General features: G+C 33.9%; 18 protein-coding genes and 1 pseudogene. 8 read left to right on the plus strand and 11 right to left on the minus strand.

What is annotated here, in order from left to right; genetic code table 11:
* Window positions 1–212: 212 nt before the first annotated feature.
* Window positions 213–557, minus strand: coding sequence for a hypothetical protein (locus tag VKJ25_RS06145; protein ID WP_324235745.1), 345 nt, complete (start codon window positions 555–557; stop codon window positions 213–215).
* The gene (locus tag VKJ25_RS06150) at window positions 509–1042 is read right to left on the minus strand and encodes a Uma2 family endonuclease (RefSeq protein ID WP_324235746.1); all 534 of its coding nucleotides are present in this window, start codon (window positions 1040–1042) and stop codon (window positions 509–511) included. The genes VKJ25_RS06145 and VKJ25_RS06150 overlap by 49 nt, the downstream gene beginning before the upstream one ends.
* A 387-nt stretch (window positions 1043–1429) precedes the next feature.
* Between VKJ25_RS06150 and VKJ25_RS06155 the strand changes: the two genes are divergently transcribed.
* Window positions 1430–5377, plus strand: coding sequence for a hypothetical protein (locus tag VKJ25_RS06155; RefSeq protein ID WP_324235747.1), 3948 nt, complete (start codon window positions 1430–1432; stop codon window positions 5375–5377).
* A 227-nt stretch (window positions 5378–5604) separates the two neighbouring features.
* On the opposite strand, the gene VKJ25_RS06160 is transcribed toward VKJ25_RS06155, so the two are convergent.
* The 6 genes from VKJ25_RS06160 to VKJ25_RS06185 all read right to left on the minus strand — a co-directional run bounded on the left by VKJ25_RS06160 (window position 5605) and on the right by VKJ25_RS06185 (window position 12050).
* Window positions 5605–5781 (minus strand): hypothetical protein, encoded by a 177-nt coding sequence (locus VKJ25_RS06160; protein WP_324235748.1) that lies wholly within the window; start codon window positions 5779–5781, stop codon window positions 5605–5607.
* 700 nt (window positions 5782–6481) lie between these two features.
* Window positions 6482–7582: a coiled-coil domain-containing protein gene (locus VKJ25_RS06165; RefSeq protein ID WP_324235749.1), complete on the minus strand. Its 1101-nt coding sequence runs from the start codon at window positions 7580–7582 to the stop codon at window positions 6482–6484.
* 654 nt (window positions 7583–8236) lie between these two features.
* Window positions 8237–9232 carry a hypothetical protein gene (locus VKJ25_RS06170; RefSeq protein WP_324235750.1) on the minus strand — a complete coding sequence of 332 codons (996 nt, stop codon included), beginning with the start codon at window positions 9230–9232 and terminating at the stop codon, window positions 8237–8239.
* Between the two features lie 675 nt (window positions 9233–9907).
* Window positions 9908–10144 (minus strand): hypothetical protein, encoded by a 237-nt coding sequence (locus VKJ25_RS06175; RefSeq protein ID WP_324235751.1) that lies wholly within the window; start codon window positions 10142–10144, stop codon window positions 9908–9910.
* Between the two features lie 362 nt (window positions 10145–10506).
* Window positions 10507–11211 (minus strand): hypothetical protein, encoded by a 705-nt coding sequence (locus VKJ25_RS06180; RefSeq protein WP_324235752.1) that lies wholly within the window; start codon window positions 11209–11211, stop codon window positions 10507–10509.
* A gap of 572 nt (window positions 11212–11783) precedes the next feature.
* Window positions 11784–12050, minus strand: coding sequence for a hypothetical protein (locus VKJ25_RS06185; protein WP_324235753.1), 267 nt, complete (start codon window positions 12048–12050; stop codon window positions 11784–11786).
* A 248-nt stretch (window positions 12051–12298) separates the two neighbouring features.
* Here VKJ25_RS06185 and VKJ25_RS06190 point away from each other — a divergent pair, with 248 nt between their 5' ends.
* Window positions 12299–12640: a helix-turn-helix domain-containing protein gene (locus VKJ25_RS06190; RefSeq protein ID WP_324235754.1), complete on the plus strand. Its 342-nt coding sequence runs from the start codon at window positions 12299–12301 to the stop codon at window positions 12638–12640.
* Complete coding sequence (locus VKJ25_RS06195) at window positions 12637–13320, plus strand: ImmA/IrrE family metallo-endopeptidase (RefSeq protein ID WP_324235755.1); 684 nt, start codon at window positions 12637–12639, stop codon at window positions 13318–13320. Before VKJ25_RS06190 ends, VKJ25_RS06195 begins: the two co-directional genes overlap by 4 nt.
* Before the next feature lie 556 nt (window positions 13321–13876).
* Here VKJ25_RS06195 and VKJ25_RS06200 read toward each other — a convergent pair.
* Window positions 13877–14446 carry a phospholipase D-like domain-containing protein gene (locus VKJ25_RS06200; protein ID WP_324235756.1) on the minus strand — a complete coding sequence of 190 codons (570 nt, stop codon included), beginning with the start codon at window positions 14444–14446 and terminating at the stop codon, window positions 13877–13879.
* Between the two features lie 342 nt (window positions 14447–14788).
* Between VKJ25_RS06200 and VKJ25_RS06205 the strand changes: the two genes are divergently transcribed.
* Window positions 14789–17173 (plus strand): NACHT C-terminal helical domain 2-containing protein, encoded by a 2385-nt coding sequence (locus VKJ25_RS06205; protein WP_324235757.1) that lies wholly within the window; start codon window positions 14789–14791, stop codon window positions 17171–17173.
* A 580-nt stretch (window positions 17174–17753) separates the two neighbouring features.
* On the opposite strand, the pseudogene VKJ25_RS24845 reads toward VKJ25_RS06205, so the two are convergent.
* A pseudogene (locus VKJ25_RS24845) lies at window positions 17754–17819 on the minus strand (sensor histidine kinase); the annotation flags it as partial.
* A 389-nt stretch (window positions 17820–18208) separates the two neighbouring features.
* On the minus strand, window positions 18209–18577 hold the full coding sequence (locus VKJ25_RS06210; protein WP_324235758.1) for a hypothetical protein: 369 nt from the start codon (window positions 18575–18577) through the stop codon (window positions 18209–18211).
* A gap of 1261 nt (window positions 18578–19838) precedes the next feature.
* On the opposite strand from VKJ25_RS06210, the gene VKJ25_RS06215 reads away from it, so the two are divergent.
* From VKJ25_RS06215 to VKJ25_RS06230, 4 genes are all read left to right on the plus strand, one after another.
* Window positions 19839–20786: a DUF3768 domain-containing protein gene (locus VKJ25_RS06215; RefSeq protein ID WP_324235759.1), complete on the plus strand. Its 948-nt coding sequence runs from the start codon at window positions 19839–19841 to the stop codon at window positions 20784–20786.
* Window positions 20787–21070: 284 nt separating this feature from the next.
* The gene (locus VKJ25_RS06220; protein WP_324235760.1) at window positions 21071–22171 is read left to right on the plus strand and encodes an aldo/keto reductase; all 1101 of its coding nucleotides are present in this window, start codon (window positions 21071–21073) and stop codon (window positions 22169–22171) included.
* Window positions 22172–22619: 448 nt separating this feature from the next.
* Window positions 22620–23267, plus strand: a complete 648-nt coding sequence (locus VKJ25_RS06225) for a peroxiredoxin-like family protein (RefSeq protein ID WP_324235761.1) — start codon at window positions 22620–22622, stop codon at window positions 23265–23267.
* Window positions 23268–23670: 403 nt separating this feature from the next.
* The gene (locus VKJ25_RS06230) at window positions 23671–24318 is read left to right on the plus strand and encodes a Uma2 family endonuclease (protein WP_324235762.1); all 648 of its coding nucleotides are present in this window, start codon (window positions 23671–23673) and stop codon (window positions 24316–24318) included.
* Window positions 24319–24394 lie beyond the last annotated feature (76 nt).

Genomic DNA, 24394 nt, shown 5'->3' on the forward strand with positions numbered 1-24394 from the left:
GAACCCATTTGGGGTCTTTACACGCATTGAGGATTGGGAGTCAGGAGACAGGAGACAGGAGTCAAGAAATCGAGAAGTAAAATAGGGAAAAAAGTATAAAAATAGTTCTATTATGCACCATCTCCCCATCTCCCGATCCCCCCATCTCCCCATCTCCCCATCTTCCCATCTCCCCATCTCCGCACCTAATTTTATAGATACGCTTAGGGGTTCTAGATCTCGTCAGGATCGATACCCAACTCTCGCAGTTTGGCTGCCAAGCGCTCTTTTTGTTGTTCGGCATTGGTAGCTCTTTGTTCAGCATCGGTAGCTCGTTGTTCAGCTACTGCTTCCTTCTCTTTAGCTAGTGTGGCCTCCAGTTTGGCTGCTGCTTCCTTCTCTTCTAGAGTCGGTATCAAATCTCCTTCCCAAGTCATCCATCGCAACCAGAGTCTACTTACACTATTAAAACTACCCTGCCACAAACCCAAACTTAATTCTATCTCCGGAACCAACAAACGTCCCTGAATCAACTCTGCTTTTTGGTAGCGATCGCCCACCAAACGAAACCCCTGCATTTCATTTGTATAGAGACTGAAGATAATATAATAAGGCACTTGCAGAATGCTCTCGTAAACTTCCCACTTAGTCGGAGGTTTTCCGGTTCTCGTATTGTCTCTCCTAAATCTTCATCTTCTGTGCCCGGAGATAATAATTCTACCACTACCAACGGGTTAACTTTTTCGTCCCAAACTACATAGCTCCTGCGCAGATCCCATTCGTCATATAAATTCGGCACTCCCACAACTGCAAACCAGTCTGGGCGCTTGTACCATTTAGGATGTTTGACATCGTAGTAAAGATTCAGAGCGGTACCACAAAACAATTTATCGGGATACCAGTTATGGGGTTGAAAAGTTTGGCGTAAAAGTTCGGGTTGAAAGTCGTGAAATACGTCTGGCAAACCTGGTTCCTCCGGATTTTCGCTTGGTAAGTCGTACATGGTAGGCAAAGTTGACTTTGCTGGCAGTTGTGGTTCATGTTGAACGGATATATTTGTCATATTGGTTTATTTGCTCTCAACATGGTTTTTATAGTTTGAAAAGTTACCGTATCTGCGCGTACTTTTTCCCATGATTACATAGTAACACACTATGCTTGATAAAAAGGCATAGAGTTGATAATTTTTTTGAGAAATCTAAAGAAGCTTATGTGGGCGATCGCAAACTTGAAAAAGCTTGAGAATGTTTAAATTCTCTCCAAGCAAAAATTCAACACTTGCCAGGAATAAAAACACTTCATAATTCTTGACAAACAACCTCTTTAAAGAAATATCTACCTTTTAAAGCTTCTTCTTTCTTCCTTACCTTTTTTATACAATACCGATAGTACCGGATCTGATTTAATTAATTAAAGCAAATTACAAACATTTGTAAAAAGGAGCAAAATCATGACCAACACTGTTTATTCCAAAGCAGTAACATTTGTGAATACTTCATGTAAGAATGATATATTTGGTGCTAATGCAACAATATACAATAGGCTAAAGCCGGCTGACATAAATGGAAATATTGAATTAATAGGCAAGGATATTGTCTTAAAAAAAGATGATAACAATTACTTTGACAAGTTGACGACGAGTCCAAATTCTAAAATTTCATCTGAAGAACCAAAAGTCAAGTTCAAAAATCTCATCATTGCCTGCGATGTTTTGGAAATTTATGACGAATTAATCGTTCCAGAATGTAATGTCTCTATTTTTGCCAGAAAATTGATTGTCAAGTCAGGAGGATGTATTAATACCTCACCTCTGCCTTGGGATCAACCCCATGCAAAAAACGCTGACTCAGAATCTGATGAGATTGACAAAGCCAAAGCCAGAGATGGAGCCAATGGAAGACATGCAGGCAATGTCAATTTATTTGTTCGTGATTTGAAAATAGAGAATAAAAATAATCCGAATTTGAAAATAGAGAATGAAAATAATCCGATTATTAAGGCAAATGGAGGGAATGGGCAGGATGCTGGTGAAGGTATGCATGGGAAAGATGGACATAGCGTGGAAAAATATTATGACCACGACTATGTTAGAATAGACAACGGTCATGATGCGGAGGATTTGGCTCATTTTAATTTCGATCCTCCGGCGACGTATTATGAATGGGAAAGTCGGTTCATGATGACAACGTATCCCATGGAATATGTAGGTTCCAAAGATGAACCTACAAGTGGAACAAATGCTAAAAAGCCTGGTAAACCAGGCTCTCCTGGTAACGGAGGAAACATTATATCTAATCAATCTAATCAATCTAATCAATCTTTACATTATGAACTTAAGCCTGGAGAACCTGGAAAAAAAGCTCTTTACGTAAATGGTGGAGAAGCAGGAATACCTACAAAATCAGGCCAATATAAGATTCTGGTACACCGGGTACTTCACTTCTGGAACAAGACCGAATATTTAGAAAGTGATATTACTACAATTAAAACAACAAAAACCAAGAAGGGTACATCTTATGAAGCTCCTGACGCAGACAAGAAAGATGGTGAAAAGGGTACTTACCAACAAATAGAAAGCACTAATGCCTGGCTTCATCCGAAGCAGCTCCAAATCATTTTACAGTGGGCTCGCGATGAATATTTAAAAAATCCCACTTCTATAGAAAAAATCGAAGAAATTCTTGAAGTTTATTCTGATGCTTTAAAAAAAGATGTACCTAATGAGGATAGTTTAAAAATATGGAATGAGCGTAGTTCAAAAATAATGTGGAGTAAGGGTAAACAGAGAATTAATTCTCTATTAATACAAATTGCAGGAAACAAAGATTACTTTAATAATCCTGCTGGTTATATGCCTGTTTTGAGTTTAAACACTACAATCAAGTTATATGAAAATAGTATCGAGGATGCTCTCAAGTCATTGGTCTTTGCTAAGTTGGTGTCTAATTCATATAATAAAGCCATAGAAGAACAAAATTTCATCAAAAAAACTACTAAAGATATTGAGAGTAATTCCGAAGAGTTAGAGAACAATATTAAGGAAGTTGAAAAAGAACTTGAAACAGTAGACAGCAAGATAGACGTTGCAAAACGTAAATTGGATAAGCTATCTACTAAATTGGCAGACATTGAAACTCGGCTGAAAAATGAAGCTAGCAAGGATGAGAACAAAAAAGCGCAGATCACGTTTGGTTTAAAGATGGGGGCAGCCTTATTGCAGTTAATACCTTATGGGCAACCAGTATTAGGGGTTGTTGGTAAAATGACGAGTACCATTGCAGATAATCGGGGGGAAGACTTTACAAAACAGTTTGAAGGAGTTAAGGATGTATTTTCAGAAAATAAAGAAAGTCTGGAGAATGTACTAAAGAAAATCAAGGAAGGTATTCAAAGCAGTAAGAAAGCAACAAATGAGATCGCAACTAGAAAGCGTAGTAACGCAATAATATTGTCCGAGAAGCCAGAAGTAACCATCCCCGGACAGAGTGAAGAAGTAAAACCAGAAGAGAAAAAAAATGAGGAAAGTGTATCGCAATGGTCATACATATCTAAAAATCTTAGTTCGCCAATATCTGACGTAATTGCTGGCTTTAGGGCGTTGAGTGTTCCTGAGTCTAAAATTTTGGCACAAGCAGATCAACTCAAAACACAAGACGAAGAATGGAACCAAACTATCACAGAAATCAAAGAATTTACCAAGGAAAAGACAGAGTTATTCAGGGAATATCTAGCAACTTTGGAGTTACTTAGCAACTTATCATATAGACTTCAAGAAAATACATTTATGAGTTTAAAACTCGGAGATGAGGCCATAACAAAAACAGGTGCTGCCGATCCTGATTTACTAGATTTTGCCCTTGAACTGGAAAATCGCTCTCAGGAGCAATTAATTTATCAATTGTACTTGATGACAAAAGCTTATGAAACAACTGCTTTTGAGAAGTCAGAGATTAGCTGGCATAGAGATAATTTATTTGACAAAATAATAGATAATATCAAGGATAAGCCTTTTGAAGACTTGGACAAGACAGCAAGAGAATTGAGTCCGATATTTACGCAAAATTTAAACAAAATCAAACAGAAAACACTGAATTTTTTAACGGAGAAAAGGCATACATCCCATACCTTTAATATTACTATCAGTGACCAATCAAACCCAAGTTTAATGAAGCAATTGAGAACAGAAGGAGAGATTTCTTTCAATCCTTTCGATTTTGGCCATATCAGGCCAAAGTTCCATTACATGAAGTTTCAAACAATTGCTGAAATAAATATCCATTTTAAAGATAAAAACTCACAAACATCACTTGATTTACTTAAATCAAACAATACTTATCCTCAAATAATAATCAAAGATGAGGGGGTTGTCAGAGTAAATGATGAAATATATATGGTAAGAAGTATTCCTCGTATTTTGACTTGGAGTATAAGGAAAGGTAAAAAAGATGAAGAGCCTGAACCTGAAAAAGAAAAGTTACGTCTAGATTCATCCAATAAGATCGATCAGTTCTTTCAGACAGTTATTGGGGATACTACGGGAGAAAAATGTCAACATTTAGCTCTACCCCCAGCATGGTCTGATATGAAATTTCAACTAAACAACGCCAGCTCTGAAAAACTGCTAGAAAATTTAGAATCTCTTGAGTTGACCCTAGAATATGAAGTAGTGGATACTCCCAGAGACGGGCAAGGCAATCAAAAGCAGTGTGTTATCGATCTGAGGAGTCCAAATGCTCCAGGCGCAAGCTTCGAGATCAGTGGGTTGAGTCAGGAAAAGATTCAGGTTGTTGGGCAATATTATGCAATAACGAAACAGCATAAGAAGATTGAAATTACCGCTAGCAAAGAAGCAAATGAGCTGAAATTTCTTGAATGGAACTTAGTTACGGAGAATGAAAAAGTAATAATAAAAGAAAAAACTATCTCTGTAGATTTGAGCGACCAAAAGATCAGAAATAAACTTCTGAGAATTGAGTGTGTTTATGGAACTGAGGCTCAAGAAAGGGAAAGGGAAAGAAGACATACTCGCGCAGTATGTAAACCTTTGGGAAGTACAAAAGATTTTGAGGATATGCCTCCTATTGAGGATATTGCTTTTACAGTAGGAGTTGATGGAGTTGCTGCACCAGATGTTGAGAATTTTGCTATTGCAGGAGTTGATGGAGCTGGTACACAGTCTGTAATCTTTGAACTTCAAGCATTAACTTTATATTCTGAGCCTGACGATGATTCACCAGTAATAGATTGTGTCGAAGAAGATATGCTGACTTCATATAATGATGAGGGAGAAGATATTCCTTCGGGGTGGGCAAAGGTTACAACTGATAGACTTACTGGATTTGTCAAAAAAGAAGACGTGGCTGAATTAAGGGTTGAACCTCACGGAGTGACAAACTAGCTGGAAGATAGATATATCTAGGAATTTATAGATTAAATTGAAGAATATTTCAAGTTAAATCTCAAGTCTATTGAGAATAAGGGGGAGTTGGTGAATGCTTTACGTTCACTAACTCCCCCATACCTTAGATTGATTATTTTAGGACTTACCCATGACAAGGTATTTTCGTCATTGTGACTGACAGGGAAGCAATCTCAAAATGTATCTCCTCGTCTCTGCTTTTAAGGTTAACGTCTCGCTTCTCTTCTCTGCTTTGGTCCTGCCAACGCAACGCAAGAATTGAAAACCACATTTTCATAATGTCCTTGAGCATTTTTTGTAGGAGTAATACAGCCAGTAGGAACAGTCAATGCAGCCATAGCTACCATTAGACAAAACAACAATCCACAAAGAATTCTTTTCATTTTTATTACCAAAATCAACAGCACTATCAATCAATTGTGCATAAGGATACTACCTTGATTTTTTGTAAAGCAGAGCAATTTTACAAAAGTTTAACACTTTATTTGATTTATCGACAAAAAAGTAGGGACCTATCGCGGCGCGACATGAAAGGCATTTTTGTCGGTGCAACGTCCCTACTTTTTAATGTAAAGGACTTACCCATGAACGCTATTAGTAGGGTGCGTTTTTGCGCTTCGCTTTATATGTCGCGCAGCGAAACGGCGCTTGAGCCGACATGGAAAGCGGAGCAGTCCCTGTACGATAACGCTGCGCGACATGAAAAGGCGCACTTCCGTAACGCACCACTATTAGTTTAAAAATCATCTTTACCAGCTAATCTGTGGAGTTAGGCTTCTCTTCCATAAAAAAGGTGCGTTAGCGAAGCGTAACGCACCCTAATGGACTGACCACCTAAAATTGTGCATCGGGTAGGGGCGGGTTTGATCAGAAATTTTCATGCTTACTCTAAGATTTACATAAACCCGCCCCGTTAGAGGGTGGATTATATCATAAGGGGGCGGGTTTGTCTGACTTACTTGTGAAAACTCGTTAACTCACTTGTAAAACCCGCCCCTACGGTGTCTTCCTAATGCACCATTTTAGATGAAACAATACACTACTTTTTAATCTACTAAAATGAAAAGTGTTTTAGATTATAAATTAATTTTTCTTCTGCTGATTTTTTTGGTCTAAAACAACTTCTTTTAAAGCTTGGAATGAACGAGAGTTTGATGCTCCTTCGATCGCTTTGACTGCTAAATCTTGAACCTGAATTAATGTGGAATCTAATTGTTGAGATAAACTCTTAATCCGCTGTTCTTGATTATGAATTGTTTGTTGTAAAGATTGAATGCGCAGTTCATAATATTGTTTTTCTCCATCTACTTCTTTTGCTAATAAATCGGCTTTAACTTTGGCTTGATAATTACCAATATTTCGCCCATTTTCTTTTCCATTTTTAATATTAGTTTCTAGCTGTTTTTCAAAGTCTTGTACTTTTAATTCTACTTCAGCATATTCTTTTTCCCGTTCAGAAATAGACTGTTCTTTTTCTGACCATAACTTCTCCTGTTCTTTTTGAGATTCTTCTAATTCATTATACAAATTTTTCTTGTTTTGTTCATATTCATCAATATCTAAATCTCGTTGCAAATCCAAATCATATTGATAAGTTTCTGCCTCCCGTTGCCGAACTTTATTTTCCTGTTCATTTCGTTCTTTAATATTGCGTTGATATTCCTGTTGTTCCTTCTCCCAAGTTTTTTTACTAGACTCCATTTCCTGTTGTAAATTTTCCTGGCGATCGCTAAATTCAGCTTCAAATTCTTTAGAGTTTTGTTCATATTGTTGAATCAAATTATCTAAAGTATTGTCTTCAACATTTTCTAAATTATGTAAATGGTTTAATTGTTTAATTTCTTCTGCAACTTTTTCTCTAACTTCTCCTAATTTAGTAGCTTCTGAAGTGAGCTTTTCTGATAATTCGCTAATAGCTCCACCAAAACCATTTTGGAGTGCGAGTAAATTTTCAATTGTATATTGCATAGTTTGTTTGTTAAGAGTTTGATTTGATTTCATAGTTTGTTTGACCTCTTTTTCTGGTTGATTTGAACTGGAATTTGCAGATGTTTGAGTAGTAGCTTTTCCTCCCTGACTTAACTGTTCTATTTCTGCTTCTAAGAAAGAATTTTCTGATTTTAATTCCTGAAAAGCTTGTAAAATTTCAGCTTTGGTACTTTTAGAATTAACTGATTTAGTCATTTGTTTTTTCTCCTATTTATTTTGTAAGTAGTTGACTGAAATATCTAAAATTGTGCATGGGGTAGGGGCAGGTTAGACATTAATGAATAATGAATAATGAAATAAGATTTCTACTTATTGTCTACTATCTCTCCCTTTTAACTAAAGGTAATTATTAATTATTTATTATTAATTATTATAAACCCGCTCCAGAATCTAACGCACTAAATTAGTTGTCTCGTTCGAGTAGTGAACTGACACCCTTAAAAATGTAGTTTGCTTCCGCTTTACTCAACCCAATCTACGCCTAATAGTTGAGCGCTGAATGCTTACTTTTGACTTTTGACTTGAACTCCTTTAATATTGTTAGGTTTCGTTCCATGCTTCGCAAGGAAGTGCGCGAACAACCCAACCTACAACTAGGGTTTGGAGACCAAACCCCGTTAGATGAAATCTTACAAGTTATTTAGAGCGATTAGCTATCAGCTCAAAAGTTTAAAAATCATTGATTATTTGCTATTTGCTAATATAGTAATCCTAAATAATTTGTGAAAGAAAACTTTAGGGGTTTGGTTTCTAAATCCCGTTGCTAGGGTTTGGAGACCAAACCCCTAGGTTGAAATCTTACAACCTATTTAGAATTGCTATAGTTACAAGCAAGATACTTGTACTATTTTATTTAGATTGAGAACTATTATTAGAACTAGCAAAAGCTCTCATTGCTAAATCTTGTGTTTGCTGAATAGCAGCTTGTAACTGAGTAGAAATATCACTAATTTGTTCAGTTTGTCGCTGAATAGTTTCTGACAAAGATTGAATTTTTAATTCATAACCATTCTTCATTCCTTCCCATTCTTTGGCAAATAAATCAGCTTTAACTTTTGCCTCCCGGTTGGCTTCTTGAACTGCCTCTTCTTTAGCTTTAACAAAAGCCTGTTTCAACTCTTCTTCAAAACCATTAACTTTCTCTCTGTCTGCTTCAAATTTAGTTTGATTTTCTGCCAAATAACTTTCCCTTTCTTGCCATTGTTTTTCTTTTTGTTGACCTAAATATCGTAATTCTCGTTCCATATTTCGTTTCATTTCTTCGTAGTCATCTGTTTCAATTTTACGTTGACGTTCTAACTCATATTGATAGTCAGAAACCTCTTTTTCCCGTTGTTTAATTAACAATTGATTTTGTTCTTCAATTGTTAATTCAAACTCTTGTTGTTCTTTTTGCCAAGCTTTGCGCTTAGTCGTCATATCTTTTGTCAAATTTTCTTGATGTTCGTTAAAATTACGTTCTATTAACCCTAACTTTTCTTGATGTTCTTGAGTTAAAATATGGAGTGCATCAGCAACAACCCGAATTTTTTGTAACTCTTGTAAATGTTGATTTTCTATTTCAATGGCAAGTTTTAATTCATTAAGTTTTGCCGATTCTTGGTGTAAGTTTTGTAATAATTGGTTCACAATACTACCAAAATCTAATTGTAGATCGGCTAAACCTTTAACAATAGTATCATTAGTATAAGTAACAGCAGTTTCTAAGATTTGTTTACCTTTTTCTTTCTCTGCTTCTTCCTCCTTAGTTGCTACTTTTGATGTGATATTTTTGCGAGCATTTAAAATTTGCTCAAAGGATTTCATTACTTTAAATTTGCTGTTTTCAGAAGTAGTTGTTGTCATTTTTTTTCCTCTCTTAGTAATCTGAATTTAATTGCGACTTAACCTAGTGAACTGGCACATCTAATTTTGTGCATTAGGGCGCGTTTGTATAAATCTTAAAGTAACCACAAAAATTATAGCTAAAACCCGCTCCTACTATACATAATTAATGATTATTAAATACTGGAGAGTACAAAGTTATCCTAAAAAATGATTTATTTCCAGGCTGAAAGTATTGCTAATAAAGGTTGGCAATGCCTACAAACTTGGATAGAAAGTTTCTAAATTTTTAGATGGCTGAAAGCCTTAGTTAGCAATAGCGATCGCTAGAACTTTGCACTGTCGAGTTAATTAATTTATAACTCGTATTACACCATTTTCTCTGTGTCATTCCACTACTATATTTACTACTGATAACTGAAAGGGCGGGTTTGTATAAATCTTAAAGTCAGCACAAAAATTATAGCTAAAAACCGCCCCTACTCTAGATAATTAATAATTAATAATTATTAATTAATTTGCCATCTTTGCCACACTTACTGCTTAACCTAATTTCCGAATTTGTGTCAAAATAGCTTCATATTATTGAGCAGTATTTAATGTTTGATTAGCTGTTTATAGAGATAATAAGTTGAGATTTTTTTGGTATTTTTTCACAAGGATTCTTTTTCCAAAAATCACAATAATTTATCAACTCTAAAATAGTCGATTTAACCGATCATTTTCTGTTAGTAATACTTGGTGATTTTTGCGAATAGATTCAACAACCAAACTAATATGTTGCAAATCTTGACTAAAGTTTTCCAAGTCATTAATAGTATCAGCTCGAATTTGATGCTTAACTTCTATTTTGCCGTGCAAATTATCTTCCCACTGTTGCTTTAGTGGTGTTTTTGTACCCTGATGAATAGTGAATTTGCGAATTTTAATCATTTGTATTTCCTGGAGTTTTCAGATTTTTTATTAGCGCTCTTAGCAGTCATCTCAAATCCGCTGTTTTGGAGAATAAGGTTCTACCATCATTATTGGTAAAAACTCTTAGTTTGTAGAGGGTACGGTTCCCGAAAAATTGGAGACCAAACCCCTACGGAGAGAGAATTATACCGATACTAGCGGATTTGATATCCACTATCAGCTTTTGTTTGAGGCTTTTGAATGTAATACTTACTAAGATTAACTGACAGCCTTTTTCTCAATAACTTTTAATTCTCTTTGGAATTAATTTATCCTTTGAAAATAATGAGTTAATAACCCATAGCTGAGTGCTGATAACTGAATGCTAAATGCTTAAAAATTTATGAAGATAATGCACTAGCTACAGGCTGATTTCCAGATAATAAAGTTGTATCATTACCAAAATTTAAACTCTTTCCTGAATCTTGAGGATTAGTATGAGCAGACATCAAACTAGCAGTTTCATGGGGAGATAAATTATCTAAACAAACCATTTTTCTGGTACCATCTAAATCAATCATTCTTGATAGATTATTTTCCTCAGAAAGCACTGCTGCTGCTTGATGAATAATTGACCAGTCTGTACGTTCTTGCCAATGCCATTTTAAACTGTAATAATTAATAGGTTTTACTACTCCATTTTTATCTGGTTTTTGACCGCTATGTTTCACAAATTCAGGAATAAAAATTCCTGTGGCTGGTTCAATTCCATTGGCTTGAACTGAAGCAATTAAACGATTAAAATCATTCAAAGAACGACTTTTAATATATGTCACCATTAATACTCCTTGAGGTAATTCTCCTGATTCAGCAACAAACCAAAGTTGACCCCATAATGTATTAATTGTTTGACCTAAATTACCAAAAAATTTGCTGAATTTAAGGATTGTCATTGATACTTTGGAACCGTAATCTGTGTCGCCAATTACCCATTGTCCTGATTGACAATTATTACGAACCGCAATAGGAATTTCTGGTACTAATAAGGCTTGTTTTGGTTTATAACCAAAAACATCTATTTTAGGTTTTGTATTAGTATTAGACATTTTTTTCTTTCTTTTTAGTTTAGTTTGTTTCGAGTTTTTTGTTGTTAGTTGAAGTAGCATTTAACTGTCAACTATAAGCTATCAGATATCATCTTTTTAAGGTGTATAAATATCAAACATCCTGTGTACTTACAGGAAATCCAGATAAACAACCCCCAGTGGGATTTTTCGGGAACCGTGCATCCTGCTCCTGAGTTCCTGCCTAGGAGCACGGGAGCAGGATGCTCCCACTGTTGAAATAATTACAATAGAATACGCTGAAAGCTTAAAAAGCGAAGAGGGAGATTTGCCTTTCAAATGAAAATAAGTTTGGCGATCGCTTCAGCAGAACAAAGTTCGATCCCTAATTATCCAGATACAATCAGGAGTTACGGAAAAACCTAATTGGTAGTCGCATGTAGTTACAGGAGATGGAAATAAATAATCCCCAGTGGGATTTTTCGGGAACCGTGCATCTTGCTCGCAAGTATATTCTCCCGCATGTTGCCCGCGAGTTCGTGCTAGCAAGTACGGGAGCAAGATGCTCCCACTACTTTTCCTTCTGCCTTTCTCCCCCCCCTACTCCCTACTCCCTAATTAAGTAGTTGTGAAAATTTTCCTGGTTCTGGATATTTATAATCTGTAGTTGCTTGTTCCTGAGCTTTAATGATTCGTAATGCTCCCACTAAATGCTCTAACATTTCTATGTGAGCAGGAGTAAAGTGAATACTGAAACCTTCCCCATCCCTGGCATAACCTGGGCACACAAGAGAGGCAGCATTCTGTTCTTCATGGGTGGCAATATACAGCCAATCTTCGTCTTCCAATTTGTAGTGGGTCTCTGTCCAGGTTCTTAGCATGATGGTATCCTCCAGGTGGACTATACTTGTGAAGACTAAGGGTAAATTTACAATTAGCCAATTTGACCATGACACTATATATAGAGTATGATTTTGATTGACTGAATTTTCAACCTTACCAGTAGTGTAATTTAATTGACTTTTTTATCAACTTAATTTTATTGTAGCGCTTGTTGATTTAAACGTCAAGCAAAAAGTTGAAATTTTCATCAAATTAGTCTAAAATACTTACCAGGAGGTAAAAAGCCGTGGTAAACAGTTTTGGAAATCTAATTAGAAAGGCCCGCAAGGACAAAGGATACTCCCAAAGGGAGTTGGCCAAAAATCTAGGAGTGGACTTCACCTATTTGTCCAAGCTAGAAAACGATCGCGCAGACTATGCGCCAAAAGAAGAAGTGATTCGCGGACTAGCGAAGAATCTCAATTTGAATCCAGAGGAATTAATTTTCCTGGCTGGGAGGATTCCTCAACAGTACCAGGAAATTCTCAGGCAAAATCCTAGAGAGATGCTAGCATTATTCCGACGAGTACAAGAAAATCCTGAGTTTGCTCAAAGAATATCTCAAGCAGCAAGGGAGAATGATGTATGAGTATCCTGAAACCCTATAGCTTTTATCGCAAAGAGTCGATTGAGCATCGGGCAAATGATATTCTCAGACAAATGCACAAAACCAGCAATTTTGCTCCCAGTTGGCCTTTTGATGCTTCTTTGGTAGCTGATTTTTTGGATTTGGGAGTAGTTTGGGATAAAATTCCGCCTGATAAAGAAGGAGCGATCGCTGCTCGAATATTACCAACAGAACGACTGATTGAAATCAATGAGGAAATTTTAGACAAACCTCAAGGATTTCAAGAATCAACTCTAGCTCATGAAATTGGTCATTGGGTGCTACATATTAATCAGGACGAAGCAGATGGAGTTGTGAAACAGTTAGAACTGGCTCTTGGTGATTACGGAAAACCAAAAGAGTCGGAAGAACCTTTTGTGTGTCGGGGTGCAGATAAGAGTAAAATAAACTCTATCGAATGGCAAGCACAATATTTTGCTGGTTGTTTATTAATGCCGAAATCTATTCTGGAAGAGAAAAGACAAGGCAGAGATTTAACCAAGTGGTCAAACCTTTATAAAATCAAAGATGAGTTAGGGGTGAGTATTTCTAATTTGACTTACCGTTTGCAAGAGTTTGGCTGGATTTCGATACCAAAAGGTAGTCGCACAATTTATCGGGGTGCTGTTGAAGTTAAGGGACAAACACATTTGTTTGGATAAGCTTCTGATACTAATTTGTTCAAGATATGCAAAATTTGAACCCTCCTAACCCCTTGAAAATGGGGTTAGGGGGGATCGCAAGGTCAGGTTTTACCAAAAAATCAAGTCCAAAGTCTCCCCTTTTAAGGGGATGAAAAAGCGGTCGAGGGATGGCGAGGTTTCCTCACCATATCCAATCGACCAAGAGAAATATTTAACTTCAGTATTTCCAACCTCCGACTAAACTCGGAGGTTCACTCTCTACTGATTGATAACTGATTAGGATTTACCCATGAACGCTTAAAATGATGCAATAGATGTAGGTTGGGTTGAGGCACGAAACCCAACAGCAACAAAGCTTTGTTGGGTAGAACGACAGTGAAACAAAACCTACATTTTTAGATGAAACGGTCTAGTAGGGTGCGTTTTCCGCGCTTGAGCGGACATAAAACGCTACGCGACATGAAAAGCGGTAGCGTAACTGAGCAAGACTCCATATCATATATAGTACCTTTGGGTAAGTCCTGTAATATTTACTCACCTGACTTTATTCTATCTAATTTTTTTCAATTCCTAGTTAACTTTTTTTGGCTGCTAAGTTAGGTACTTGAGTAAAAGAGTTAATGAAATTTTGAATCTGGTTAATATTATTTGTCCATAGTCCAGTTTCTTCATAGTATTTATTAGTTTTTCCAGGTTGAGAACAGAGAATATTGGCGCTAGTTACTACAGCAAATTTATCATCACATACCCAATATTTAGAGTGAGTTCCCATCAGTTTAAGTTGAAAATATTGAGGGTAAAGTAGTTTAAGTTCTTGTAGTTTAAACATAGCATTATATTTCCAAGTATTAGGAGGTGTTAATTTCCACCAACCATTACCAGGAATAATTATATTATCAAGATCTTTTTGCCATCCCCAACCAATCTCTATTTTTACTTGGCGGTTCAGGGTATTTTTTAATTCTTGAATTAGGTTATTATCGAGACTATGAAGAGTTAAGAAATGGCAAACAATAATGATTTTTTCTTGAGCTTGATGTCGGGTTTTGAGGAGTAAATAACGATGTTGATATTTACCATGAATAATTCTTTGACAGTTAAAGGGATTAGTATTTTTCCAATGAGAATTAGTGGTTGAAAACATTTGTATATTTCCTAATTTGAATGTCTGAATATACTATTGCAGTTATTTTTAGGAGATATCTTTCAAACATAGGCTGACATAGACTGACATAGGCTAACATATCTCTAATTTTTGGGTAAACTTATTCTTTTAAATATAGCATTTCCTAGGCTAGTAAGGTACATTGATAATCCCCCTAAATCCCCCTTCGAAAGGGGGACTTTTTGTTCACTTCCCCCCTTTCAAAGGGGGGCAAGGGGGGATAGAAAACTGTACCTCACAAGTATGGGAATTGCTATATCTTTGATTTATAATAGTTTATCTAGTTGGAAATACTATTTGAATATAAATAATAATTATCTGATGTCTTTACCAAAAGATTTTTTAACTGACATTGCCAGAAAATATGAACTTTCCCCAGAACAAGAAGAAGTCTTTATAGAAGTTTTTAGCACTGGAAAGTCAGACTTAGAAATAGCACAAAAGCTCCATATATCTGATTCAACATTTCGTACTCGGATGAGCAATGTTTATAATAAATTTAGCATAGGAGGTAAAGGACCTGGTAAACGGAATAAGCTACAAAACTTTTTAGTAGATAAATATCGTTCTAGTAATTTCTCTGAATCTAATCAAGTTGATCTTTCCCCAGACAATATTAATGATTTAGTAGCCAAAGTACGTCTAAATATTCGAGAAATTATTTTAGACAAATGTGGCACTATGAAAGTATTAGATATGAATCAATCTATTGGCTTAAATGATATTTATACAAACGTTAATATCTTGGAAAAAATCACGGGTCGGATAAGAAAAGATATTTCTCAAATTTATAAAGAGTACAATGCTGAAAATTTTGAACGTTTTGAAATTGGTGAAGTTAGTCAGGAAAGAATACCGGGAATAGAAATTGTTAAACGTTATTCAAAATTGATGGTTTTAGGTAAACCAGGAGCAGGAAAAACTACATTCTTAAAATATTTAGCTATTCAATGTATTGACGGATATTTCCTTACAAATCTTGTGCCAATTTTTATTACTCTCAGACAGTTTGCAGAGGCAGATAATCAACCTACTATACTAGAATATATAACTCATTTTTTTTCTGATGATACTGTTTCTGATATAGAAATAGATAGCCTTTTCAAAAATGGCAGAGCATTAATTTTACTTGATGGTTTGGATGAAGTTAGAGAAGCAGATTATAATCATGTATTAAAACAAATTCTGCATTTTTCCACTCAATATTCTAAGAATAAATTTGTCATAACTTGTCGCATTGCTGCACGGGAATATAACTTTGATAAATTTACAGATGTACAAGTAGCTGACTTTGATAATGAGCAAATAAACAATTTTGCTAATAATTGGTTTAAATCTAAAAATCCAGAGATAGGTAAGAAATTTATTTATAAACTTCAGGAAAATCAACCAGTTAAAGAATTAGCTACAAATCCTTTATTATTAACTCTTTTATGTTTAGAATTTGAAGATTATTTGGATTTTCCCACAAATCGTTCTGAACTTTATGAAAGAGGAGTAAATATACTTTTAAGTAAGTGGGATGCTAAACGTGGTATTGAACGAGACCAAGTTTATAAAATGTTATCTCTGAGGCGAAAAGAAGACTTGCTTAGTCAGGTTGCTGTGAAAACTTTTGAACGGGGCGATTACTTTTTTAAACAAAAAGAATTACAGGAAAAGATTGTTGTTTATATTGAAAATTTACCTGATGCTAAAACCGATCCAGAAGCTTTGTTGATAGATAGTGAAGCAGTGTTGAAATCTATTGAAGCACAGCATGGATTATTTGTAGAAAGAGCGCGTGGTATTTATTCTTTTTCTCATTTGACTTTTCACGAATATTTTACAGCAAGGGGAATTTATGCAACTTCTAATGGTTTAAAAATTTTGGTAAATCATGTTAGTGAAATTCGTTGGCGCGAGGTGTTTCTGTTAGTAGCTGGTATGCTGCAAAATGCTGATGAATTTTTGTTATTAATGAAGGATAAAATTGATAATTTATTAGCACAAGATGAAATATTACAAAGCTTTCTAAACTGGGGTCATCAAAAAGCTAGTTCAATTAAACTGCCATTAAAAGCTGCTAACATCCGTGCTTTTTACTTAGAACTAGAGGAAGACTGTGCTTACGATGATACTATGAGAGCTGGAATATATTCAAAATTTGTTGATGAATTATTAGAATTTAGGTATATAGATACTGATGAATTAAAAAATTACTTTATCTACTATTATTCCTCAGCAGATTATCATACTTTTAACAATTATATTGTGCTAGATAAAAAGTTTCAAAGCCTGTTTACTGATGCTTATTATGGGAATTATTCTGTTTTATCCGAAGATATTGAAAGTATTTTAAATTTTGACCTGGAACCAAATCTTGAATATTCACTTCAACACCTCAAAAATAAACTACCTAATTACCAACAAGACGAACAAAATATGAACGAGTGGTGGAAAATAAATGGTTATAATTGGATTCAAGAATTAAGAGATATAATGATGGCATATAGAAATATTGGTCACGACTGGCAACTTACCCAAGAACAAATGCAATTTAATGAAGAAAAAATAGAATTACTGCAAAAATATTATGACGCTAACGAACTGCTAATAGAATGTTTAATGAGTGATTATTTTGTCACTCGTGAAGTAAGAAATAAAATCGAAGAAGAATTATTTTTACCCATTGCTGAAATTGAAAAAAGGAAAGAACAAAAATGATATATAAAACCCAAGGAGCAAATACAACTATTGAAAAATAAATCCTATCTTTTTAATTTCATAACTCCCGAATTACAAATTAATATTTCCTAGATTTAACACTAGGTTTAACTTAAACCAATACAGACTTATATTTGTCTATAAACTGGCGATCGCCTCACTGCCCAAATCTAATTTTTCCAGTGGCGTTGCACAATTAGGAATGATGAAGTCTGAAAGTAGATATTTTTAGATAATTCTTTTATTTATATATCTAGAGTTACTAAATAATTAATAATTAATAATTAATAGTTAATAGGTGATAGGTGATAGTCAGTAATTATTCATTCAACAATTCACGCCTTGAAGCCTCCCTTTTTAAAAGGATAAATCAAAAAATTTCCTTGGAGTCAATCTCCTTCTTTGAAGAAGGGATAATTATTAATTATTAATTGTTCATTATTAATTACTGAAAAACCGATTATCATTCTTTAATGTGCAACCCCCTAATTATAACTATTCAACCCAACATAACATTCCCTATTACCAACAAAATTATAAATTTAGTTCCTTTTCCTTCTGTAGAATTAACTATAATTTATCCACCATGTTTTTCCACAATAATTTGACGGGCGATCGCCAACTCCAAACCCCTTCCTTTCCCCACTTTATGAAAAGTAATGCTATACTTGGAAGGTGGTAAAAATAACTAGAAAAACCACAAAAGCTAGTTAACAATACAATTACGTCAATAAATAGTATTTATAAATAAAAAACCCAAGTATAGTAAAGTTTTTGAGAATAGGTATTAGACAAAATTTCTTTGGCACTTTTTATGACCTGAAAGGGAGTAGCAAAATATAAATTATCCCAATTTTCTACTCTATCGTTAACCTAATTTTCGTAACTAATGGGATATTTTTTTACATGGAAATCTCTTGATGTTGGGTTTCGTTCCATGCTACGCAACCCTAACGGGAACAACCCAACCTACGTCTACTATAATTTCTCCACCATGATTTTCGACATTTAGTTAGAGAAATTAATAACTGATAACTAAAATGATGAAACTAACTCTTTAGATAAAATATTTTTTAGTTCAGACATGAGGTATTCATTACTTTTATGAGCTTCCCAAATACCAGAATCAAACCTATTTATTCGCCATTCTCCTTGCATAAAATTTTCATCTTCAGAAATAGTACCAACATAATTAATAGTGTATTTTGAACCTGTCAAATATTGTTTAAAAAAACTAATCTTACGTCCAATAACTTCACCACTTAATATTGCTTCTCCCAAATAACTATCATCTAAAATATTACCACTCAAACTATTACCAGCTTGAACTAAAGTAGCTTCAAATCTTGTCGGATATTCCTCTTGCCAATAAGTACCTAACCAAGTTCCATTTACATTTGCCATAGTAGCTAAATTTGTATTTCATACAACATTATTTTCAATATAGTAATCCTAAATATATTGTAAGATTTTATCATAGGGATTTGGAGACCAAACCCCTAGAATTTTTTTTCACAAATGATTTTATATTACTATATAACAATTATATTTGATTCCTTGACAAAATTTCATTGCTTTTAAGAAACGAGTGAAAGTTTCAGTTTTTGTAAGCATTAAAATATTAGCTGTCAACTTTTAGCTATAAAATTTTAACCTTAAAGAGGAGGTTTTAATGAATATAGACTTGAAAACTAAATTTTTTACTCAAATTTAATTTTGAAGAATAAAGCTTTTATCAAAAACTAAAAGTAGTAGCTGATGACTGATAGCTGACGGCTGTTTGTGCAACATTCCGCAGGAAATGTTTACCAGTTTTTTTATTTACTTTTTGCTTTGTCACAACCTATGCACGGATTGCTATAGATTATATCAATAATACTACTTACTTATCTAAGTTTAATTTGTATAATTATCCTCAGTCAATCAAGTATTTTCTCGGGTGCATCTCAATGGATGAAGAAAGCCCAAAATTTATTGCCTTTAGGGAACACTTAACTGGGAACAGAGAATAAGAAAAAAGTATTTTGGTGCTCTATGAGATACACCCATTTTCTCTAATTTCTCAACATCTTAAATATATATAAAATATAAACTCTTAATTTTGATTCCTGATTAAATTATTACTTAGGAGGCTAACTAATCACTTAAATGACCTGAGTCAAATACCAATATTTGTACCCAAAATCTCTATGACTTTTAATATATTGGACGTACTATCAAATTTTTAAAACTTAATACCCAAACTTAGAGAAAATGTAACTACTCAAACTAAGTTCAACCTTATGACATTCTGGCCAAAAAAAAATCAACATAGAAGTAAGTAGGCTAGTAATCAGAATAGATGGCACTAAATTTTAAGATTCATATATTAACTAAAGCCATAATCAATTTTTTGACTATATTATTTAGTAAGTTATTATAAAACATAAGAGGTAATTTCAGTTATCAGTTATTAGTACCTGGCAGTTGTTGCTAGAAGCTCTAAATACTGAAGTTTATTTTTTTCTCCCCTTAAAAGGGGAAGCACATACCCCAAATTTTCAGTAAACTACTATTGTATAACTTGCTTATAGTATAAAAAAAAGTCTAAAAATAATAGACAGCTAATTTTAACTATCAAAAATCAGTAACTAAAAAAAATTTAAAATCAAATTTTTGAATAAAAATGAGCAGAAATAAACAACTATTAAATCAACTAAATCAATATAAACAATTTGAATCTCAACAAAATGATTTTTTTAAAATATTTAGTCAGTCTCCAATAGGTACATCAACTTGGAATTGGATTTTAATTAGTCCTCGTTCTGAAAAAAGTCAAGTTTTTTTGCCTCTCTCTACAGGAACAAATTTAACGAAAGATTATGAACCATTGTTTTTATTAAAACTTCCTCCTGGAAAAAGTTGTGATTTAGAAACTTCTGTGAAAGTGACTGCTAAAGCTGGAGTTTTTATCACAAAAGTAGGAGCTATTTCTGTGGCACCAGTATATGTGCTATTCCATTTATCAGGAAATAATTATCTTTATCAAGTTTGGATTAACCATTATGGGGGAGATATGTCACCTTCTCCATTGGATAAACTGCAAAAAATGCCATATTTAACTTTACTTTTAATCGAAGAGAAACCTCAGCCAGAAAGATTGATAAAAATTGATAATCAAATAAATTGGTCATCTTTAAAAGCTAAAGTTGAATCAGTAAATCAATGGAATTTAGCAGCTTTTAATGCCGTAAAATCTCTAGGATTTTCTGCTCAAGAATTGTGGAATAGAACAACAGAAAAAGAAGTAAAAAAAACAACAATAACTAAGTTGAATGATCGCTTTAGGAATGGAGATAAAAGTTTAGGAGAATATAGAATGAGTAGGCAAGTATTAGCATTGCCGAGAAAAAAACAAAAAGAACTATTTAAAGAAATTCAAGATTTTTCTAATTTTACACCTGAAAATGACCCTAAAGGTTTACATGAAATGGGTAAAGTGACAATAGATGGGGTGGAATATATATGGAAAATTGACTATCTAGATACAAGCATGATTATGTTGTCGGATGCACCGGAAGATATCAATAAAACTACTAGGGTGTTATTAGTAATACGAGCTGATGAACGGTAAATTGAGTTATCAGTTAGCCTCCTATAAAAAATTTAGTTTTTAGTTCAGAAAAAAGCAGAGAGTCCTACCTATTCACTGTTCCCTAAAAGCAATGAAATTTTGTACACAACTAAAATAGGATTGATATATTATTTTCAAATACTATTTAGTTAGTTCAGATTTTTTTTGACAGAACTGTGATTTATATAAACTTCCTGTTTGAGGTTAACTATATGATAAATTTTTTCTGACCTTAATTGTATATTCTTAAACAAATTAATGATGATTAATGAGGAGTAAAAAAAGTGATTTTAGGCAAAGCAACAACAACAAAAACTAAGTATTATGCTCAGCTTCATCAAACAAAATATCCGGCTAAACACTTTCGAGAATTTAATAATTTGACTGCCAGTTCTATAGGTATTGGTACATATCTAGGTTCCTCAGATGCAGCAACAAATAATTTAGTGACAGAAGCAATTATTAAATCAGTAAAAAACGGCATAAATTTAATAGATACTGCCATAAATTATCGGTATCAGCACGGCGAACTTAGTGTCAAAAAAGCCCTGCTTAAATTAATAGAATCAAAAACCGTATCGCGAGAGGAATTAATCATTTGTTCTAAAGGTGGTTTTATTCCTAATAGAGAAAAAGAAAAATGGTTTAAACAACAATATATAGATAACCAAAAATTTAATATTCAACCAACAGATATGGTAGCAGGTGTTCACTGTATGCACCCAGAATATATTCAAGACCAACTTGAACGCAGCTTAATAAATTTGGGTCTAGAAACTATTGATATCTATTATTTACATAACCCAGAAACTCAATTAGGAATTATTCCTGCTGATGAATTTTATCGCCGTTTGCAAGGTGTTTTTTCAGTCCTAGAAAAAGCTGCTGATGCTGGCAAAATAACTGCTTATGGAATCGCTACTTGGCAAGGTTTTCGAGTGCCACCAACTGATATCAAACATATTGACTTAGCTAAAACTAAATCTATTGCGCAACAAATAGCAGGAGAAAAAAGCGATCGCTTCCAATTTATCCAACTACCAATTAACTTAGCAATGACAGAAGCAATAATTACTCCTACTCAATTTGTAGATGGCAAAATTTTACCCGCTATTACCGCAGCCAACCAACTTGGGATTAAAGCGATCGCTAGTGCTTCTATTGCTCAAGCTAAAAACCTGAAGCAACTCCCTCAAAAAATTATGACTGCTCTTGGGGAAAACCAAGAAACAGGGGCGTTATCTGCCTTACAATTTACTCGCAGCGTTCCTGGTTTATGTTCCGCTTTAGTAGGGATGAAATCTCCTAACCATGTTGCAGAAAATTTGACATTAACTAAGATTCCTCCACTAGATGCTGCTTACTTTGCTCAATTAATGGGTTAATTTTAATAAATTTCATAGAGAGAGCGATCGCTCTATAAGGAAGTCAGAAGTCAGAAATCAGAAGTTGTTTCTGTAACGGAGATGAGAGCAACGCTCCAAAAAAGTTTTGCTGATTAACGCGGAGTTTTAGACCTACAGGATTTACACAGCGACCCTAGATATAGTGCTTAAAACCCCATGCGCAATAGTTTTTTAAATCTACAGGACTTACCCATGAACGCTATTATTAGGGTGCGTTTCGTTACGCGACATGTAAAGCGCACAATGCACAACGCACCAATACTCCATATATAGTCTCTTTGCGTAAGTCCTGATATATATATGATATAGTACCTTTGCGTAAGTCCTGACCTAATTATTTTGATAATATTTCTTTTTATGATAAAGTTATCGTAAAATTGATATTTTGTCTTAATTGAAATCTCAATTCAAAAACAGAGGAAATACTATGAACTTAACCAAAAGTTTAGAACAACTTAAAACTGAAATAGAAGCAAAACTACCAGAAGAAGCTAAGGAAAAAATGAATAAAGCTGTAGTTGATTTAGCTGATTCTGGTATTGTTGACAATAGCTTAAAAGTAGGAGCAAAAGTTCCGAATTTTAGCTTGCCAAATGTAACAGGTAAAACAGTAGAATTAAACTCTTTATTAGCAAAAAATCCAGTAATAATTTCCTTCTATCGTGGTGGATGGTGTCCTTATTGTAATATGGAATTAAGAGGTTTACAAAAGTATCTGCCACAAATTACAGAATTAGGAGCAAAATTAATTGCAATTTCTCCAGAAACTCCAGATAATTCTCTTTCTACTACAGAGAAAAATGAATTAACTTTTGAAGTATTAAGTGATGCGGGAAATCAAGTCGCTAAAGAATTTGGTTTAGTCTTTCAACTTCCCGAAGAAGTAAACAAAATTTATCAAAGTTTTGGTATTGACTTAGCTGCTTATAATGGTGATGAAAGTTTTGAATTACCAATTTCTGGTACTTATGTAGTTGCAACTGATGGTACAGTTATTCATGCTTTTGTTGATCCAGATTATAAAAATCGTCTTGACCCTGAAGAGATTATTAATGTTTTGAAAAATATTAAATAGTATCATTTTTATTGATAGGTAATGGATAATTATTTGATTGCTAAATCTTGTAATAAATTGAATAAATTTTGCATTTAAAAAGGTAAGCTTTTTACTCAAAGTTGAAAATTTTTATAATTATCCATTGGTAAATTATCTTTAGATATTTTGATACTAAGGAGCAATTTTTTTTGCTCCTTGTTATTTTAAGTAGTAGAAAATATATTTTCTAGGTTGTGTTAGAATATGAATCAGGACTTACGCAAATACTCTCTGCTGAATGCTTACCATGAGTTTATAGATCGATACCTTACGAATTTTGGTATTATCTGAACTGTATTGTATTATTCTTAGGTTTCCTTTCTCAACCCAACCTACGCTTATTACTAATTTACTTTATTTATTGCTATTAAGAAGAATAATTATGCTCAAAACTGTTCCTAAAAAATCTGAAATTTTAACTGATACTTGGCAACAAATTAGCTGGCAATATTTTCTGCAATTAACTAATCAATCTGTATATAAAAATGGTAAATTTTATTATGACCGTGGTTATATGAAAATTGAAATGAGTCCCTTAGGTATGAGTCATGGCAGAGATAATGCTATTGTTGCTAGACTAATTAGTTTATTTGCCACTTTAAAAAATATTCCAGTTGTAGAATTTACTAATGTTAGTTATCGAAAAGCAGAAATTAGAGAATGTCAACCTGATTCATCTTTTTATCTGGGAAAAGTAGCAAATCTTCCGACTAGAAGTAATCAAGCTATTGATTTAAACCAATATGCACCACCGACATTAGTAATAGAAATTGCTACTACCAGTTTGGGTGATGATTTAGGTTCTAAAAGATTACTCTATGAAAAACTGGGAGTGCATGAATATTGGGTTATTAATACTAATAATTATGATGTAATTGCATTTGAAATAATTGATGGTGGTAGTCGAGAAATACAAATTTCAAATGTTTTACCTGGATTGGAAATTTCATTAGTAAAAACTGCTTTAGAGCGGAGTGAAAATGCTGATGATGGTGAAGTTAATCGTTGGTTAATTAAACTTTTTAGTTAGGAAGGAAGAGGGAGGAAGGAAGAAGGAAGAAGGGCTAGAGATATAGCAAATTTCACCGAAGGATTAATAATTAAAT

The sequence above is a fragment of the Okeania sp. genome (assembly GCF_035285525.1).
GTDB lineage: Bacteria > Cyanobacteriota > Cyanobacteriia > Cyanobacteriales > Microcoleaceae > Trichodesmium.

Coding starts and splice junctions, on each gene's coding strand:
- VKJ25_RS06170 (WP_324235750.1), bottom strand. CDS start 9,232: ATGACAACAACTACTTCTGAAAACAGCAAATTTAAAGTAATGAAATCC.
- VKJ25_RS06155 (WP_324235747.1), top strand. CDS start 1,430: ATGACCAACACTGTTTATTCCAAAGCAGTAACATTTGTGAATACTTCA.
- VKJ25_RS06230 (WP_324235762.1), top strand. CDS start 23,671: ATGCTCAAAACTGTTCCTAAAAAATCTGAAATTTTAACTGATACTTGG.
- VKJ25_RS06165 (WP_324235749.1), bottom strand. CDS start 7,582: ATGACTAAATCAGTTAATTCTAAAAGTACCAAAGCTGAAATTTTACAA.
- VKJ25_RS06175 (WP_324235751.1), bottom strand. CDS start 10,144: ATGATTAAAATTCGCAAATTCACTATTCATCAGGGTACAAAAACACCA.
- VKJ25_RS06225 (WP_324235761.1), top strand. CDS start 22,620: ATGAACTTAACCAAAAGTTTAGAACAACTTAAAACTGAAATAGAAGCA.
- VKJ25_RS06145 (WP_324235745.1), bottom strand. CDS start 557: ATGCAGGGGTTTCGTTTGGTGGGCGATCGCTACCAAAAAGCAGAGTTG.
- VKJ25_RS06210 (WP_324235758.1), bottom strand. CDS start 18,577: ATGGCAAATGTAAATGGAACTTGGTTAGGTACTTATTGGCAAGAGGAA.
- VKJ25_RS06185 (WP_324235753.1), bottom strand. CDS start 12,050: ATGCTAAGAACCTGGACAGAGACCCACTACAAATTGGAAGACGAAGAT.
- VKJ25_RS06205 (WP_324235757.1), top strand. CDS start 14,789: ATGTCTTTACCAAAAGATTTTTTAACTGACATTGCCAGAAAATATGAA.
- VKJ25_RS06200 (WP_324235756.1), bottom strand. CDS start 14,446: ATGTTTTCAACCACTAATTCTCATTGGAAAAATACTAATCCCTTTAAC.
- VKJ25_RS06150 (WP_324235746.1), bottom strand. CDS start 1,042: ATGACAAATATATCCGTTCAACATGAACCACAACTGCCAGCAAAGTCA.
- VKJ25_RS06160 (WP_324235748.1), bottom strand. CDS start 5,781: ATGAAAAGAATTCTTTGTGGATTGTTGTTTTGTCTAATGGTAGCTATG.
- VKJ25_RS06180 (WP_324235752.1), bottom strand. CDS start 11,211: ATGTCTAATACTAATACAAAACCTAAAATAGATGTTTTTGGTTATAAA.
- VKJ25_RS06215 (WP_324235759.1), top strand. CDS start 19,839: ATGAGCAGAAATAAACAACTATTAAATCAACTAAATCAATATAAACAA.
- VKJ25_RS06195 (WP_324235755.1), top strand. CDS start 12,637: ATGAGTATCCTGAAACCCTATAGCTTTTATCGCAAAGAGTCGATTGAG.